Source organism: Butyricimonas faecihominis, from assembly GCF_033096445.1.
Lineage (GTDB): Bacteria > Bacteroidota > Bacteroidia > Bacteroidales > Marinifilaceae > Butyricimonas > Butyricimonas faecihominis.
This window is the reverse complement of the sequence record NZ_AP028155.1, coordinates 294762-312417: the sequence shown is the minus strand read 5'-3', so window position 1 is coordinate 312417 and position 17656 is coordinate 294762. Positions and strand designations below refer to the sequence as shown.

Sequence of the window (17656 nt, the reverse complement as noted above, 5' to 3'; positions counted from 1 at the left end):
TATGACTCAACAATTACCTCAACACCCGAATCGTAAATCATAAATCCCTATATATTTTATGAACGCCTTAATACAAATCCCGTCCTCGCGGGCACGTACAAACTCAGTTGTCCCCTTCCCGGAGAAACGTAACGGGTAAAGTGTTCAACCTCCTCATCAATTCGTCCTACCCCATCAAAGTTCTTGTTATCCGTGTTCAAGACCATCGTATACTTCCCGGAGGGAGCGTCAAACACGTAATCCGGGAAGGATTTCTCCGGGTTAAAATTGAACACGAACAGGTAATCCCCCCGGGTAAATATCAACACCTGCCGCTCGTTATCCCGCACTAACGGTTCCGGCCGCCAGTGAAAAACACCTGTATCATTCACCATTTGGATCATCGCCTTATCGAACATATTCAAAAAACGGAACCGAAGATTTTCATCATCTACCAGACTCCATAAACGCCGGGCATGATCGTAACTCCACCCGTTACCCTCTCTCGGGAAATCAATCCATTCCGGGTGTCCCCATTCATTTCCCATGAAATTCAAGTAACCGTCGGCTGCGGTTCCAATAGTAACCAAGCGAATCATTTTATGAAGCGACATACCCCGGTCGATAATTACATTCTTGTCAAACACGCCCATCGAGGAATATATGGCCTTATCCACCAAGCGGAAAAATATGGTTTTGTCTCCCACTAATGCCTGATCATGACTTTCCGCGTAACTAATCGTATGTTCCTCTTCCCGCTTGTTGGTCAACTCGTAAAAAAGATCTCCGACGTGCCATTCCTCATCCCGTTTCTCTTTCAATAGCTTGATCCAGTAATCCGGAGTTCCCATATTCATCCGGTAGTCAAATCCCATACCGCCATCCTCTATTGGGCTAGCGACTCCCGGCATCCCGCTCATGTCCTCGGCAATCGTGATCGCCTCCGGATCGACTTGATGAATCACCCGGTTAGCCAATGCTAAATAAGTAATTGCACTCTCGTCCTGATTTCCGTCATAATACAAGCTATACTCCGTAAAATCCTTATTGATTCCGTGATCCCAGTACAACATACTGGTAATCCCATCAAAACGATAACCATCGAAACGGAATTCTTCTAACCAATATTTACAATTCGAGAGTAAGAAATTCAACACTTCATGTTTTCCGTAGTCAAAGCAACGAGATCCCCACAAGGGGTGATACCCCCGATCTCCGGGGTAAAAATATTGATCGTAACTACCATCAAAGCGGCTCAATCCTTCTTCCTCGTTATTCACCGCGTGCGAATGGACAATATCCATAATCACCCGGATTCCCATACTATGAGCAGCATCGATCAAGGCTTTCAACTCATCCGGAGTACCAAAACGGGAACTCACGGCAAAGAAATTCGCCACTTGATAACCGAACGAACCATAATAAGGATGTTCCTGCACGGCCATCAACTGTATGGTGTTATAACCAAGATCAACAATACGCGGTAGCACAAATAAACGGAATTCCGTAAAAGTCGATACTCTCCGATGCTCCGTTGACATCCCGATATGAGCCTCGTAAATTAACGGATAATCTGTTCGTTTGGGTCTTTCATGACGCATCTGGTAGGGATTCAATGGGTCCCATACCTGCGCACTGTATATTTTCGTGTATTCATCTTGAATCACTCGTCGCACATGAGAAGGCAACCGCTCCCCGCTCCCCCCGTTCCACTCCACGAGTAAACGATAAAGCATCTCGTGAACCAACGCTCCCAGAGGCAGTTTAATCTCCCAATTCCCATCTCCGACCTTGGTCAAGACATAATCAGGATGTTTTCTCCAATCGTTAAACTCGCCTAACAAATAAATTGCCGTGGCATTTGGCGCCCATTCTCGAAACACCCACCCCTCATTCGTTCGATGCAACCCATAATACAAATAAGAATTACACTTATCGGACAAACGAGTCGTCCGATAAGTAAATTCTCGTTCCATCGCCAATACTTGCTGGTGTCTTTTTTCAATAATTCCTGCAAATGGCTTTAATAATTTATCTTCTTCTACGAGTTTTAGCATCATATATCAATTTTATTTCTATTTATCATGTAATAATACCCTCCCAAATGAACTACTTTTATATTACGTTCCGGTTGTGATACTATTACTAATTAGTTACGTAGAATTACGGCTTTTGTTCTATTGCAGGCCTAAAAATCCTCTCCTTTCTATAAAATCGGCCTGCGGTAGTTTGAGTCGAATACGACAACCTTCTATCCTGTTACAATATACAACTTTTACACCACAAATCATACTTTTTGAGTATAAATTTGTTAATCATACAAAATATTACAGATTTTCAATTCATTGAAAAATTCTTATCTTTGCCCGGCTAATATAAATGGATCATGAGCAATATACTTGTTAACACGGCATACTTTCCACCAGTTCAATACTTTACAAAAATACACGATTGCACTGAAATATGGATTGAACAATACGAAAGCTATGGTAAACAAAGCTATCGAAATCGATGTGACATCATGACAGCCAATGGCGTGATGACGTTATCCGTACCAGTCGTGAAAGGTTCATCCATAAAGATATTAACCAAAGACGTGCAGGTTGACTACTCCACGAACTGGCAGAAGCTCCATTTCAAAGGAATAGAATCTGCCTACAAAAATTCCCCTTACTACGATTACTATATCGACAACTTCATGCATTTCTTCGAACGGAAAGAGAAGTTCCTGTTGGATCTCAATACCAAAATTCTAAAAGAGCTCATGGATAACCTGCAACTCCAACGTCCGATTAAACTCACGAAAGACTATTACCCGACATACGACACCCTCACAGACTTGCGGGATGTTATTCACCCGAAACCTTCCCGCCGCCGTGTAGAAGACCCTTTCGTCGCCAAACCTTACCACCAAACCTTTGCCGAAAGATTCCCTTTCGCCCCCAACCTCAGCATCCTCGACCTATTATTCAACATGGGCCCGGAAAGCCAAGGATATTTATGATTTATGATTTATGATTTAATGATTTTAGATTGAAGAAGAACTTGTAACCTGCAACTTTTTAATTCGTCTTCAGCGAATTAAAAAATCTGCCTCACCACCTTCAGCGTGTGCGTGTAACGTTTCAAATCTTCATTGAAAATACCGTGATGATCGATTTTATCCACCCGGACTTTTCCCGAGGCATGGATAATTCGCCCCTGTTCCCACAAGATACCGACATGAGTAACAGCACCGGAAGAATCCCCAAAGAAAGCAAGATCTCCCGGTTGTGCTTCTTCCAGAAAAGACAAAACTTGCCCCTCGCCGGCTTGTTGCTCGATATACCGCGGGATGGTAATTCCCGCCAAACGATACGCCATTTGCACCAATCCGGCACCATCCACACCATTGGGAGTTCGCCCTCCCCAACGATAAGGAGCATTATAGAACATCAACGCATATTGAATCAATAATTCCCGCAGACTTTCAATCCCTACTTCCCGTAAAAAACCCTTCACGACATACTCCTCATCCCCGATCATCAATTTTTTTGTATATGCATCGTAGAAAGGCAACACACTCCCCGCCACGACCATCTTGTTCTCCCAATCCCCTTTTTTAACCACCAGATTAAACACCTCACTCATGATCAATTGATCGGAAGCCCGGTACTTTTCCGCAAACTCTTCACTTACCTCTTTGTAAGTTTTACGATCAATCCATCCACAACAATGATCATGTAACAAGCAAATATTAAGCCATTTATCCTCCTCCTCCAGTACTTCGTACACCTCCCCGAACAACAACTGAGAAACCATTTCGCTCCGTTCCGATTTTTCCCGTCGCATGGGGATAACACTTAAATCCGCTATACCAAAAGTCATACCGTACAAAATTGAAAATTGAAAGTTACGAAAATAGAGTTTTTTTATCTAACTTGCAATCGAATTCAATGATTAAAATACAATCTGATTATGAACAAGTTAGTCGTTTTAACAGGAGCCGGTATGAGTGCCGAAAGTGGAATTCGTACCTTCAGAGACAGCGACGGCCTTTGGGAAGAATACAATGTAATGGACGTTTGTACCCCGGAAGCATGGCAACGTGACCCGGAATTAGTGAACCGTTTCTACAACGAGCGCCGGAAACAACTCTACGAGGCAAAACCCAACGCCGGGCATTACGGGCTTGCCGAACTCGAAAAAGATTTCGATGTCCGGATCATCACGCAAAACATTGACGACTTACACGAACGTGCCGGAAGTACTAACGTATTACACCTTCACGGAGAACTTAAAAAAGTCAGAAGTAGCCGGAACCCGAACCTAATATACGACCTTGACGGTTGGGAATTAAAGCTAGGAACCAAAGCCGAGGACGGTTCTATCCTGCGCCCTCACATTGTTTGGTTCGGAGAATCCGTTCCGAACATCGAACCGGCCATAGAACTCGTTCAACAAGCCGATATTCTCGTGATCATCGGGACCTCGCTAGCCGTGTATCCGGCTGCCAGCCTGTTACACTATGCACATGCCGGTTGTCGCATCCTGTTGATCGACCCGAAAATTCCGGAAAGTGTCAAAAACAGTAAGATCGAGTTCATTGAAAAAGGCGCCTCCGAAGGTGTCAAAATCCTGAAAGAAAAACTGAAAAACAAATAAATTAGGTGATTTCCGATTGAACGATTCTGCGATTCTAAATCACCTAATCAAAAATCATGAAATCACTTCATTGATCAGATCTAAAATTTAAAATCTAAAATTAATATGGCTCGTGGTAAAAAGCCCTTACTGGAAAATATCGAAATAAAAAAAATAGCCGCGGAAGGAAAATCCATCGCTTACGTGGATGAAAAGGTATTATTCGTACCGAACACCGTACCCGGTGACATCGTTGACGTACAGGTCACCCGGAAACGTAAAAGTTTCCTAGAAGGCTTTATTGTTAACGTACGGAAATACTCCGATATCCGCACGGAACCCTTTTGTTCGCACTTCGGAATATGTGGCGGATGCAAATGGCAAAACCTGCCTTATCAATTGCAGACAGAATTCAAACAACAGGAAATCATCGACAACCTGCAAAGAATCGGTAAAGTAGAACTACAAAACGTGGCCCCGATCATCGGTTCTCCCAAGACCACCTATTACCGGAATAAATTGGAATATACCTTCTGCAACAAGCGCTTTCTGACTCGGGAAGAAATTGCTAATGATCAAGATATAAATCGTACCCCGGCCGTGGGCTTTCACGTCCCCGGTTTATTTGACAAAGTTATTGATATTGAGAAATGTTATTTGCAAGCCGAACCTTCAAATGGCGTTCGTAACTTTATCCGGGAGTATGCTATCAAACATGAACTCAGTTTTTATGATATACGGGAACAGGTCGGATTCCTACGTACCCTTATCATCCGCACCTCTTCCACGGGAGAAGTTATGGTCATCGTCACGTTTGGAGAAGAAAATCGGGAGGATCGAGAAGGCTTGCTGAATGCTATCGTGCAACAATTCCCCGAAATCACCTCTTTAATGTACGTCATCAATGAAAAGATGAACGACACGATCACCGATCAAGAAGTGATCTGTTTCCACGGGAACGACCACATCTTCGAACAGATGGAAGATTTAAAATTCAAGATCGGTCCGAAATCCTTCTACCAAACCAACTCCGAACAGGCCTATAACCTGTACGCCAAAACAAGAGAGCTGGCAGGATTAACCGGAAATGAAACCGTGTACGACCTTTACACCGGAACCGGGACCATTGCCAACTTCGTGGCTCGCAATGCCCAAAAAGTTATCGGTATCGAATACGTCCCGGAAGCCATTGAAGATGCCAAAATCAATTCGGCACTCAACAATATCCACAACACGGTATTCTACGCCGGAGACATGAAAGACGTGCTAAACGAAGAGTTTATCCGTCGCCACGGTCATCCCGACGTGATCATCACGGACCCACCTCGTGCCGGAATGCACAAAGACGTCGTGGACACCATACTAAAAGCGGCTCCCGACCGTATCGTTTACGTTAGCTGCAACTCTGCCACCCAAGCACGGGATTTGGCTCTCATGGATGCAGACTATGAAGTGATGGCCGTTCAAGCCGTGGATATGTTCCCTCACACGCATCACGTGGAAAACATTGTTTTGTTACATCGCAGATAAGAATAAAAAACTCCGAGAAATCTCGGAGTTTTTTTTATTTATTACTAGAATGCAAATACCAATCAGCATCTTCTTTTCCTTTTGTCTTTACCCAATTTAAGAATTTCGGATAATAAGTATCAATATGCTTACTTTCCCTCGGGATCACGAAAGTATTCAAATCCTCTTTGCGCTCATAAGCGATATTAATGGCAAATGGCATCTGTTGGCCATTCTCGTCATAGGTGACATAATAAAGATTGGAACTCGGATCCGATTTATCATTCCCATACCCCAAATTGTCCTTATTCAACTTCTCTGTCGGCCGCATATTTGTTAAATGCACCTCTTTATCCAATGAATTTGTCGTGATAAAAGGATTATAAGGTGGTAACACGAAATCCTCCTTGTTAATCTTACGTCCGGTGTATTTCGTCACAACCTTGAATGTCACCTTTTCATCTTCATTAGCGTATGCCCGCACGTTATTCGCCAAACGAATAGTAGCACGATCAACTTCTGGGTCCACGAAAGCCCCTCCATTTCCGCCCAAAGACGAAGAAATCTCCACTTCCACCTCTCCGCGTAATGCCTCCAATTGATAAGCAAAGCTGTTATCATAACTAGCTCCAGACCACAATATCGTATAATTATCAATCGTGCGAAGCACCTCATTTGCCCGATTGTAACCAACTGTCGACTCGTATTCAACCACCACATCATTCATATCAAAATCACCCCGGTATGGCCACAAATCTTCAAAAGTCAATATTCCCCGATAAGTTATTTCCGCAACAATATCCGAATCATCCGGATCCGTCGGTTTCACATCAGGTATATCCGGAGTAATCGCCTCTATCGGATCTGCCTTCACGTAAAAAACAACATCATTGTAATCATAATCGCCATTCCAATCCTCAAAACCAAACATCACTTTTTCCCCACTTCTGAATAAAACCACATTCCCTTTTCCGTTTCCATTCAAATCCTTATCCGCAAAATAGTGTTTTACTCCAGTATTCAAAGCATTACCATTCACAGCTGTCCTATAAGCCTGATTATAAATAATCCAACCGATAGAAACTCCTTCTGGGAATTCTTCTCCCATATCTTTTCCGTCTTTATAATAATGTAAACGAACTCCTTCCCCTCTTTCCAATGCACCATTATTTCCTTTAGGTTCATAATCATGTCGTTTCAAAACCTTGGCATTAGGAAAAGCAATAACAATATCATTTACTTTAATATCAGCCTCTTTCTTCGGGGGATTATTGGTTTCATAACAATAATAAGCCAACGTATTATTGGCAGATGTTGTCTCATCAACCAAAAATAAATCAATATGCGCTTTTTTAGTCACACGTATATCCCCATTTCTTATTAAGCTTGGGTCCACCTTTCCACCTTCCGGTACCGTCTGATTTATCAAGTTCAATATATCTCTTGACACGGTTATCCGGTCTCCCACCTTCGTATAATCCGGACGTCCGTAAAGATCATAAGTGACCCCCTTCAATGAATAAGCTCTTTTAGCGTTCTTCCAATATCCCAAACGGCTCAATTTCTTCCCTGTAATCGTATTGTAAGCCTCATTTTTATAATCGCCATCATCGGCACGCCCAAGCATAGACCTCGCCCCTTCAATCTCGTCCGGATAGGCAACTTCCGACAAAACTCCATCCTTAATTTCGGCTACCAACACTCGTGGCACTCCTGCATAAGGACTATAAATATACAAGTATTTTGCCGTTGCAGGAACCTCTATTTTATGATTATATTCCCCATTTCCATCCGTAAACCCGACGTCAACAGGCTCTATATCTCTTTTCACCACTTGCCCATCGGCATCTAACTGTTCCGGATCCTTCGTGTACACTTCAAAATACACCTTATAATTTTCAGGAACATCATATTTTACATGCAACGTGTATTTTTCCCTCGTCGAGAAATCAAACACGTTTTCGGGATCAACCACAGGTTCATCAGGAGTATACATCTCCTTCTTACACCCTATCATCGCTAGTAGAATAACCACACACGTGGCACTCACAAGCATTTTCAATTTTACACATACACCCATCTTCATAACTTTTATAGAGAATTTCTACCTATAATTTTCACAAAGGTACAATATATTTCACTAAACAAATGCTATATAGTGAAATTTATAACTATTTTTATACAAAATATCACCTCTCTCGTATTTACTGAAAGATAACCCATCGTCATTGTAAGATTGAAATCACCTAATTTCCAATCCGCAAAAATGAGACAATCTCATAAAAAAACAGTCAGAAGGAATTTCTTCTGACTGTTTATAGATAAAATCTCACTTTCTCTATTATTAAATCTTAATCTTTAACTTTTGTCCCGGTTTTAGATTCTTTGCCGATCGGTCGGTCAACCCGTTCCATTTCATGATGTCCCGGTTCGACACGCCCGGATATTTCTTAGCAATCGACCACAGATTCTCGCCTCGCTTGATCGTGTAGTAGAAGAACTCGCCTTCTGTTAAAGGTTCTGCCTCGACTTCCGCATTTGCGGCAATCCCGGCATACTTGGCATTCACTTTAGACTTATAATAGTCTACCTTATTATTCGGCACGTAAACCGTAAGTTTCTGCCCGATATTGATCCGGTCTCTTGTCATCCCGTTCCAGTACTTCAAGTCGGATAAACGCACGTTGAACTTCTCGGCAATCTTCCCGATCACGTCCCCACTTTTCACCGTGTAAACCAATTTGGCTTTATTGCTAGGGACAGCATGGGCATGAGCGTATTTCTTGAAACGATTCTTCGGATCGGCCGTACGGTCACTATCATTAAAATAAGTCGTCCGGTTATAAGCAAAGATCGTATCTTGTTTATCAATAAACTCTCCAACATGATTATAAGGAACCTGCAAAGCGTAACTCTTCCCGAATCCGGCAGGCACGATATCTGAACGGTATTGCGGGTTCAAATCCCGAATTTGTTCCACGGATATATCCATCAATTTGGCCACCTGCTCGAAATGCAAGGCATCGGAAATCATGATCGTGTCACACATCGTGGGCAACTCATTCTCCAAGGGAAAAATATTATGCTCTTTATGGTAATTGAACGTATACATGGCAGCGATAAAAGCCGGCACGTAGCCACGTGTCTCCTTCGGCAAATGGAAATAAATATCCCAATAATTCTTTTTACTTCCCGACCGTCGTATGGCCTTGTTCACGTTACCCGGTCCGCAGTTGTAAGCCGCGATCACCAGAATCCAGTCTTCGTAAATCTTATACAAATCTTTCAAGAAACAAACGGCTGCCTCCGTGGATTTTACCGGATCACGACGTTCGTCAATAAAAGAATTTATTTCCAACTTGTACATCTTCCCTGTTCCGTACATAAACTGCCACAAGCCACAGGCCCCCGCACGGGAAAATGCCCGTGGGTTCAAAGCACTCTCAATCACGGGCAAGTATTTCAACTCCTGCGGTAATCCCTCCCGATCCAACACTTCTTCAAAAATAGGGAAATAATAGGAACTCAACCCCAACATCGTTCCCACTTGGGCTCGACGTCTCACGGTATATAATTCAATATAATTCCGTACAATATCGTTATAGGAAAGCTTTATCGCTGAATTTAATTTATCCAAACGTTGTAAATACACCGAATCCGGAACAGCCGGCCCGGTCACCATTTCAGTCAGGTACACCGAATCCACATAATTACCTTCCCCCAATCTGGAAACGTACCATTTACTGTATAATTCATCCAATCGTTCGATAAATGCACCCGGAATAGAATCCGTCAGCAACACCGGCGCCCCTAAATTTAGCCGGGGCGCACCCAATCGTACTTTCAACGAATCCCGATCACTCTCACCATATACTACACCTGAAAATAAAATCGCACATAGCCACAAAAACACAAAACGCATGGTTATTCCTTTAAAAATTAAAAGTTAATGTCAAACCCACGGTTCCCCCGCTGACGGGAGAAAATCCGGTTGAGGGACGAAGATTCATCGACAAATCGTCGTTAATCTCGAAATCATAAAAATGGGCAAATACCGTAGCATCAATAATTTGTATCGCGTATATTGCACCCGATACGATATACAATAAGTCCCGATTCCGTTTATAATTATCTTTCTTTGTTTTTAACTGCTCCTGTAAACGCTTTCGCATCTCCGGCTGAAATTTTTCAGCCGTTTTACCCGGTAACATCAATTTATCCCAACTGGAATTAGCCGGGTAAGGCGTTTCCGGATCAGCCTCCAAAGCGTTCAAATAAGCCGTGTAATCCACGAATGCCGTACGGTATTTCTTGTAATACTTCATGTTCCACGACAACCCGTACACGGTAGCCCCAATACCCCCGTACAAGATCGGTAACTTCCACCATTGACGGTTATAAATCTGTCCGGAACCCGGTAGTACCATCGCCATGATCGTTGCCCGATGCGGGGAATGGGGTTTACCATTATCTCTTTTTCTCGCTTTACTTTTCAACACTTCCTCTTTTCCCGTGAACGTCAAGGAATCCGTGTGAATGATCGTGTCTTGCAAGAATACAGGGAAATCCGAACGATACTCCGACGCCGTTACTCCCGTACAAATAAGCAAAACCGGGATAATCAAAACTATTTTCACTAAAATACTTCTCACTACAAAGTTTATTTCTTATCCACCTTATCCAATAACTCAACAATTCGCTCCAGATCGCTATCCGATTTAAAAGAAATCACGATCTTCCCTCTTCCCTTCTCGTTCCGTTTCAAGTCAACCTTCGTGTCAAAATAACGAGCCAGATGAGTTTGTAACTCCATGTAGTCCTCGATAGGCTGACGCTTTTTCTCGGCCTTCTTCTCTTTTTCCTCTTCCGGTTTCATCAACTCCCGAACGATTTCCTCGACTTTTCGCACGGAAAAATCGTATTTCATGATCTGTTCGAAAACCATGTACTGGGTTTCCGGATCTTCTATATTAATAATAGCACGGGCATGCCCCATGCTGATTTTCCGTTCCTTGATTGCCAACTGTATCGGGGCGGGCAACTTCAACAAACGCAAATAATTCGAAATCGTCGTTCGCTTTTTACCTACCCGTTCGCTCAACGCATCCTGTGTCAAGTTGCACTCGTCAATCAAACGCTCGTACGAAATCGCAATCTCGATAGCATTCAAATCCTCCCGCTGGATATTTTCAATCAATGCCAATTCAAGCACGGATTCTTCTTCCACCTTACGGATATAAGCGGGAATAGTTTCCAACCCTGCCATCTTCGATGCCCGGAACCGGCGTTCCCCGGCAACAATCTCGTACTTCCCGTCTTCCACTTCTCTCACGGTGATGGGTTGCACGATGCCGATAGCCTTGATCGAAGAAGCCAACTCTTGCAAAGCCTCCTCATCGAAAACGGTTCTCGGTTGGTTCGGATTCGGGCGAATATCACTCAATTTCAATTCTTCCTGTAACGCCGATGAAACCGTCCCCCTTGGCTTCGCCTCCTCTGCCGCATCCGACAATAACGCTCCCAATCCTTTACCTAATGCACTCTTTTTCGCCATCTCTTATTAATTTTAGATCCTATCAATTTAGTGATTTAATGATTTCAGATTAAGTGATTCCTTCCCTCCCGCTCTATTTCCACCTATTTTTAATCACTGAATCATTGAATCAGCAATCACAGAATCTTCTAAATTCTAAACTATTTTTTGTTTTTCTCCAGCAATTCGTTTGCCAAACTCAAATAATTCACGGAACCGCGACACTCGGCATCGTAGAGGATAACCGGTTGTCCGTAACTCGGGGCCTCTGCCAATTTCACGTTCTGTTGAATCAACGTGTCGAAAACCATCTCCTCGAAATGTTTCCGCACCTCGGCTACCACTTGGTTCGACAGACGGACACGCCCGTCATACATGGTCAGCACGAATCCTTCAATTTCCAGAGCCGTGTTCAGACGTTTCTGGATAATCTTGATCGTATTTAATAACTTACCCAATCCCTCCAATGCAAAATACTGGCATTGCACGGGGATCATCACCGAATTGGCCGCGGCCAATGAATTCACGGTCAACAAACCCAATGAAGGCGAACAATCGATTAAAATATAATCGTAGTCATCTTTCACCTTTGCCAACACTTTTGCCATTACACTCTCTTTCTCCTCGAAATTCAACATCTCCAATTCGGCTCCCACCAAATCTATATTGGAAGGCAACAAAAACAAATTCTCAATATCCGTCTTCAGGATCGCCTCTTTCGGCTCCAACCCGTCCACCAGACATTCGTAGATAGTCGCCTTCAATTCCTTTAAATCATATCCCACTCCCGTTGTCGCGTTCCCTTGAGGATCAGCATCAACCAACAACACTTTCTGTTCCAGTACAGCCAAACTAGCCGCCAAGTTTACAGACGTCGTTGTCTTTCCAACACCCCCCTTTTGGTTCGCGATAGCTATAATTTTTGACATAAATCCACGTTTTTCGATTATGTGGTAAAAATACAATTAAAAAGAATATGTCCCCCATTTTTATTCAATTTTTTAATAACAACGCCTACTTTTTTACTAACAATAATTACCTTTACACCGGGAACTAAAGAACTGAGGGAAAGATGAAAAATTCAACGAAAGAAATTATAAATGAAATAAATACATACCGGGACGAATCGAAAGCGGCTTTCCTGCCCCGTTTCTTCAAAACGGGTAAAGGGGAGTATGGTGAAGGGGATCAATTTATCGGGGTGGTCGTTCCGAATTTGCGTATCGTTGCCAAAAAACATTTTGACGCGGACTTCGACACGCTCCGGGAACTACTCGCCTCTCCGTACCACGAGTATCGCCTGACGGCCCTCCTAGCATTAACCTATCGTTACGCCAAACTCAAAGACCACGCGTCCAGAGAGACTTGCGTGAATTTCTACGTAAGTCAGGTGGACGCCATCAACAACTGGGATCTCGTTGACCTTAGCTGTTACAAGATTTTGGGGCATTGGCTTTTCGACAAGGACAAACAACTCCTTTATGACTGGGCAAAAGAGAATCACCTCTGGAAACAGCGTATCGCCATGATCTCCTGTATGCACTTCGTGAAACAAGGTGAATTCAAGGATGCTCTCGCAATTGCCGACCTTCTCCAGCACCACCCTCACGATCTGATCCACAAAGCCGTGGGCTGGATTCTCCGTGAGATCGGCAAAGAGGACGAACAACTTTTAATCGATTATCTCACCCCTCGCTACAAGGAAATGCCCCGCACCATGTTACGGTACGCCATCGAACGTTTCGAGGAAGGGAAACGGAAAGCCTTTTTAAATTCCATGATTTAAAAGAAGTTTAGAGTTTAAAGTTTAGAATGAAAAAGATTCCGTGATTGCCGATTCGATGATTGAGTGTTTAAAATCACCTAATCGAAAATCATTAAATCACCTAATCGAAAATCATTAAATCACTTAATCGATAGGATCTAAAATCATAAATTAATCAGATCATAAATCTAAAATCATAAATTACTCCATGATTAGTTTTTTACAAGTCGAAAATCTCAGTAAACGTTTCGGGGAACAACTCCTGTTTGAAAATATAACTTTTGGAATCGGCAAAAATCAAAAGGTAGCTTTAATTGCCAAGAACGGGATGGGAAAATCCACCCTGTTACGTATCATTGCGGGCAAAGACTCCGCGGACACGGGTTCCGTGATCTTCCGTAACGACATTTCAATCGGTATTCTGGACCAAGACCCGGAACTCAACCCGGAAAATTACGTGTTTGAAGAAGTGTTCAACTCGGAGAACCCGACCTTGAAATTAATCAAAACATACGAGCAAGCCGTGAAGGACAACGACGCGTCGGCTCTCGAAGAACTCATCCCGCAAATGGACGCTCTCGCCGCATGGGACTATGACACGCAAGTGAAACAAATTCTATCGGAACTCAAGGTTGACAAGTATAGTCAACGGATCAAGGAGCTATCCGGGGGACAGCGCAAACGGGTCGGACTGGCCAAAATATTGATCAGTAACCCCGATTTCCTGATCCTTGACGAGCCGACAAACCATTTGGACGTGGAGATGACCGAATGGCTGGAAGAGTACCTCGAAAAAACGAATGCCACGCTACTCATGGTGACCCACGACCGTTATTTTCTGGATCGGGTATGCGACAAGATCATCGAGATCGACGATTTCGGTTTATTCGCCTACGAAGGAAACTACTCCTACTATCTTGAAAAGAGAGACGAACGGATTGAGGCCCGCAACGCCTCGATCGACAAAGCCAAGAACCTGCTACGCACGGAACAGGAATGGATGCGCCGGATGCCGCAGGCCCGCGGGCATAAGGCGAAATACCGGATCGACAATTTCTATAAAATAAAAGAAGTCGCCTCTCAAAACACGACAGAGCAACAACTGGAACTCGATATAAAAGGACAACGCCTCGGTAAGAAGATTCTCGAACTGGAACACGTGAACAAGAGTTACGGGGATTTCCGCGTGTTACGGGATTTCTCCTACAAATTCGTACGGGGGGAAAAGATCGGGATCATCGGGAAAAACGGGGTCGGGAAATCGACCTTTCTCAATATCATCACCCGCCAGATCGAGCCGGACAGCGGAACCATCGAAATTGGTGAAACCGTGGTTTACGGTTATTACAAACAAGACGGGATCAGTTTCAAGGAAGACGATCGCCCCATAGACATCGTGAAAAACATTTCCGAGAAAATCGACCTCGGTAACGGACGGGTGATGTCGGCCTCGCAATTTCTTGAATATTTTCTTTTCCCGGACAAGCTGCAATATTCCCTCGTGGCAAAACTTAGCGGGGGTGAACGCCGGAGGCTTTACCTGCTGACCGTCCTCATGAGCAACCCCAACTTCTTGATTCTCGACGAGCCAACGAACGATCTCGACATCATGACGCTGAACGTGTTGGAAGATTATCTGAAATCTTTCCAAGGTTGCCTGATCATCGTGTCGCACGACCGTTTCTTCACAGACAAAGTGGTGGATCGGGTGTTCGCTTTCGAGGGAGACGGCGTGGTGAAAGACTTCCCCGGTAATTACACCCAGTATAAGAACAAAAAAGAAGAAGAGGAACTACTGCGCAAACAGGAAGAGAAGAAAATCCCTGTCGCACCCAAACCCGTGAGAGAAAAAGAGAAAGTCCGTAAACTGACTTTCAAGGAAAGACTGGAAATGCAACAACTGGAATCCGACATGGAAAAACTGAACACGGAAAAAACAGAGCTGGAAACAGCCCTGAACTCCGGGACACTGGATACGGACGAACTGGTGAAATCTTCCCAGCGAATCGCCGAGATCATTGATTTGTTGGACGAAAAGGAAATGCGCTGGCTAGAACTTAGCGAGATTGAATAAAAAGACATTAAAAATTAGACACAAAACTTTAGGAGTGTATTTTTTATGAGGCATTCATTAAAGAGAAGTTCTTGATCGTGAGCAAGAAGAAAAAGAGATGATGGTACGCAAGTATCTTGAAAAGATTTATCTTTTGCCGTGGATAAGGAAATTTACTGTATTTATCTAAATGTCAAAGCTAAATAAAAACGTGAAAAGTTATTGGTAACGATTGGGCAACAATGCATGCAACCGCGCTGAAGTTCTGCACTTTGCATATCTCAAACAACTCTGAGAGTTACGAAAGTTTCTGAAATAACAAAGCCTTATTCCGATAATACATTTGGAACAAGGCTTTTTTGTGTTGTATAAATCTACATATAGTACTTTAGCCTCCAAGTAAGCTGAGAAATATCCGCCCTCGTTCTGTTAGTTGAAATTTTTGAGCGGGATGATTCGGATTATCAGGAATCGTTCTCTCAATCAGATGGCTTGCAATGAGTTTTTGTATAACTTTATTGAGTTGCCCCGATACTTTCTTCTGCCCCAATGCATTGGAAATACCTTGTCTGGATAAAATGTTGTTCATTAAGCAACGTAGTACCTCTGAATATAAAGTCGTTTTCTGCAACTCTTGCTGCAACTCTTGCTGTAACTCTTGCTGCAACTCTTGCTGCAACTCTTGCTTGATCTGTTCAACCCGCTCTTGCTTTTTGAGATAATCTAACTTCACGAACTGCACTTGAAAAGATAAACCTACCTCTCTCCAACGAAGCTCAATGTTCAGGTACTCTTTCATTTCATCGGCAATCAACTTCAAGCCATTACCCCATTGGTCAATGATACCAAGACGTTTGAAAATAGGAGCTATCACTTTATTGCGAGCATCACTCTGACGGCACTCCATTGCGGCATAGTCGATAGATGGCAGAAGAAGCCCCGGACTGGTAATTTCCACCATATCATCATAGATAGCCACTTTTACATCCTTGCCCGTGAGCGAATAATCACGATGAACGACTGCATTACGAATCACCTCACGTAGTGCCTTAACAGGGTACTCCCAACGAGAAACAGTGTAAATCCCCTCAACAGTTGCCCCTTTGTTAATGTGACGTAAAACAAAATTATACGCCTCCTCTGCTTGTGTCGCGATATTGGTGGTTATGCTCTTTTGGTCGATAAACTCTTCTGAGCTAATACCTTTAAAACGGGCACACTCCACCTTTGCGTAGTGGAATAATGAAGTTCGTAACGGATCGTCAGAGAACAGAATCAAAGCGTTCGTAGGATATTCAACACCTTGCACCTTCTTAACTAAATCTAATTTCTTTAACGTCTGTTCGGATATTTCTTCACCTGTTTTCTCTTTGAATATAGCCTTAAAACTATCTATATTCAACTCAGTTGCAGGTTTATCGGGAATAATTTCGCTATCAAATGAGATATTACGTTTCCGACGTTCCAATTCGGAAATAAGCGTTTCATCGGCAAGGCGATTGGTAGAACCAACTCGGATAAATGTTCCTTGTAACTTACCTTTCTCTTTGAGGTAGTAAGGCGGTGTACTACCTCTGAAAACAGTCACCTGAATCAAGTGTTTATCTTCCACACTGATAAATTTAATCTCTGGCAATATCGCAGGATAGCAACAGTCGAAAATGATGTTGCTAACTTTCTCCTCAATTGTCATCAACTTATCTTCATCCAACCCAACCACCTCACGAGGATCATCCGCCACACCAATATACAGATCTCCACCTGCATCATTAGCAAATGCAACCACAATCTTTGCTAAATCGGAATGCACAGGCAACTCCGCCTTAAACTCCAATCTACGCCCTTCGGGTTGGCTTAATATCTCTTTTATGTTCATAATTAAATCACTTCCTTGTAGCAATAGTTAGCATCTACACTTAACGACCATTCTATTGGTAAAATAATACCTCTTTTATCCGGTTCATCTGTTTTAATTTTGCTATTACACCTATCAATTTCCAAATATAGAAAATATTTTCGGATAATAACTGGAAATCAAACTCCTTTTGAAAAGGCTAAACCGAAAGTGCCGGATTAGACTTTTTGAACAACCCATTTTTTACCTCAACAAACTATCTTCTATTTATATACTTGTTATTAACTTTGTGAAAATTCATTTACATCTACTAAATATTTACTATTCCATTTCTATTTT

General features: G+C 43.0%; 13 protein-coding genes. 5 read left to right on the top strand and 8 right to left on the bottom strand.

What is annotated here, in order from left to right:
* Positions 1–56 precede the first annotated feature (56 nt).
* Positions 57–2039: an alpha-amylase family glycosyl hydrolase gene (locus R8806_RS01285; protein ID WP_124317702.1), complete on the bottom strand. Its 1983-nt coding sequence runs from the start codon at positions 2037–2039 to the stop codon at positions 57–59.
* A gap of 326 nt (positions 2040–2365) precedes the next feature.
* Here R8806_RS01285 and R8806_RS01280 point away from each other — a divergent pair, with 326 nt between their 5' ends.
* On the top strand, positions 2366–2983 hold the full coding sequence (locus tag R8806_RS01280) for a WbqC family protein (protein ID WP_124317292.1): 618 nt from the start codon (positions 2366–2368) through the stop codon (positions 2981–2983).
* A gap of 77 nt (positions 2984–3060) precedes the next feature.
* Here the strand turns inward: R8806_RS01280 and R8806_RS01275 are convergent, their stop codons facing one another.
* Entirely contained in the window at positions 3061–3846 is a 786-nt protein-coding gene (locus tag R8806_RS01275) for a C40 family peptidase (RefSeq protein WP_124317291.1), read from the bottom strand.
* A gap of 90 nt (positions 3847–3936) precedes the next feature.
* Between R8806_RS01275 and R8806_RS01270 the strand changes: the two genes are divergently transcribed.
* Positions 3937–4623 carry an SIR2 family NAD-dependent protein deacylase gene (locus R8806_RS01270; protein ID WP_124317290.1) on the top strand — a complete coding sequence of 229 codons (687 nt, stop codon included), beginning with the start codon at positions 3937–3939 and terminating at the stop codon, positions 4621–4623.
* Positions 4624–4728: 105 nt separating this feature from the next.
* Positions 4729–6132, top strand: a complete 1404-nt coding sequence (gene rlmD / locus R8806_RS01265; RefSeq protein ID WP_124317289.1) for a 23S rRNA (uracil(1939)-C(5))-methyltransferase RlmD — start codon at positions 4729–4731, stop codon at positions 6130–6132.
* A gap of 34 nt (positions 6133–6166) precedes the next feature.
* On the opposite strand, the gene R8806_RS01260 is transcribed toward rlmD, so the two are convergent.
* The 5 genes from R8806_RS01260 to R8806_RS01240 all read right to left on the bottom strand — a co-directional run bounded on the left by R8806_RS01260 (position 6167) and on the right by R8806_RS01240 (position 12573).
* Positions 6167–8191 (bottom strand): LruC domain-containing protein, encoded by a 2025-nt coding sequence (locus tag R8806_RS01260; RefSeq protein WP_164719706.1) that lies wholly within the window; start codon positions 8189–8191, stop codon positions 6167–6169.
* A gap of 264 nt (positions 8192–8455) precedes the next feature.
* Complete coding sequence (locus tag R8806_RS01255) at positions 8456–10033, bottom strand: lytic transglycosylase domain-containing protein (protein ID WP_124317287.1); 1578 nt, start codon at positions 10031–10033, stop codon at positions 8456–8458.
* Positions 10034–10043: 10 nt separating this feature from the next.
* On the bottom strand, positions 10044–10763 hold the full coding sequence (locus R8806_RS01250) for a DUF5683 domain-containing protein (protein ID WP_229782874.1): 720 nt from the start codon (positions 10761–10763) through the stop codon (positions 10044–10046).
* Between the two features lie 8 nt (positions 10764–10771).
* Positions 10772–11665 carry a ParB/RepB/Spo0J family partition protein gene (locus R8806_RS01245; RefSeq protein ID WP_124317286.1) on the bottom strand — a complete coding sequence of 298 codons (894 nt, stop codon included), beginning with the start codon at positions 11663–11665 and terminating at the stop codon, positions 10772–10774.
* Between the two features lie 140 nt (positions 11666–11805).
* Complete coding sequence (locus R8806_RS01240; RefSeq protein ID WP_087422340.1) at positions 11806–12573, bottom strand: ParA family protein; 768 nt, start codon at positions 12571–12573, stop codon at positions 11806–11808.
* Between the two features lie 143 nt (positions 12574–12716).
* Here R8806_RS01240 and R8806_RS01235 point away from each other — a divergent pair, with 143 nt between their 5' ends.
* On the top strand, positions 12717–13430 hold the full coding sequence (locus R8806_RS01235) for a DNA alkylation repair protein (RefSeq protein WP_124316101.1): 714 nt from the start codon (positions 12717–12719) through the stop codon (positions 13428–13430).
* A 187-nt stretch (positions 13431–13617) separates the two neighbouring features.
* A complete protein-coding gene (abc-f, locus tag R8806_RS01230) occupies positions 13618–15483 on the top strand; it encodes a ribosomal protection-like ABC-F family protein (RefSeq protein ID WP_124316102.1) in 1866 nt (621 codons plus the stop codon).
* 367 nt (positions 15484–15850) lie between these two features.
* Here abc-f and R8806_RS01225 read toward each other — a convergent pair whose 3' ends face one another.
* The gene (locus R8806_RS01225) at positions 15851–17338 is read right to left on the bottom strand and encodes an RNA-binding domain-containing protein (protein ID WP_124316103.1); all 1488 of its coding nucleotides are present in this window, start codon (positions 17336–17338) and stop codon (positions 15851–15853) included.
* Positions 17339–17656 lie beyond the last annotated feature (318 nt).

What these genes read in the sequence shown, in the direction of transcription:
- R8806_RS01285 (WP_124317702.1), bottom strand. Translation starts at nt 2,039, where the DNA reads ATGATGCTAAAACTCGTAGAAGAAGATAAATTATTAAAGCCATTTGCA.
- R8806_RS01280 (WP_124317292.1), top strand. Translation starts at nt 2,366, where the DNA reads ATGAGCAATATACTTGTTAACACGGCATACTTTCCACCAGTTCAATAC.
- R8806_RS01275 (WP_124317291.1), bottom strand. Translation starts at nt 3,846, where the DNA reads ATGACTTTTGGTATAGCGGATTTAAGTGTTATCCCCATGCGACGGGAA.
- R8806_RS01270 (WP_124317290.1), top strand. Translation starts at nt 3,937, where the DNA reads ATGAACAAGTTAGTCGTTTTAACAGGAGCCGGTATGAGTGCCGAAAGT.
- rlmD (WP_124317289.1), top strand. Translation starts at nt 4,729, where the DNA reads ATGGCTCGTGGTAAAAAGCCCTTACTGGAAAATATCGAAATAAAAAAA.
- R8806_RS01260 (WP_164719706.1), bottom strand. Translation starts at nt 8,191, where the DNA reads ATGGGTGTATGTGTAAAATTGAAAATGCTTGTGAGTGCCACGTGTGTG.
- R8806_RS01255 (WP_124317287.1), bottom strand. Translation starts at nt 10,033, where the DNA reads ATGCGTTTTGTGTTTTTGTGGCTATGTGCGATTTTATTTTCAGGTGTA.
- R8806_RS01245 (WP_124317286.1), bottom strand. Translation starts at nt 11,665, where the DNA reads ATGGCGAAAAAGAGTGCATTAGGTAAAGGATTGGGAGCGTTATTGTCG.
- R8806_RS01240 (WP_087422340.1), bottom strand. Translation starts at nt 12,573, where the DNA reads ATGTCAAAAATTATAGCTATCGCGAACCAAAAGGGGGGTGTTGGAAAG.
- R8806_RS01235 (WP_124316101.1), top strand. Translation starts at nt 12,717, where the DNA reads ATGAAAAATTCAACGAAAGAAATTATAAATGAAATAAATACATACCGG.
- abc-f (WP_124316102.1), top strand. Translation starts at nt 13,618, where the DNA reads ATGATTAGTTTTTTACAAGTCGAAAATCTCAGTAAACGTTTCGGGGAA.
- R8806_RS01225 (WP_124316103.1), bottom strand. Translation starts at nt 17,338, where the DNA reads ATGAACATAAAAGAGATATTAAGCCAACCCGAAGGGCGTAGATTGGAG.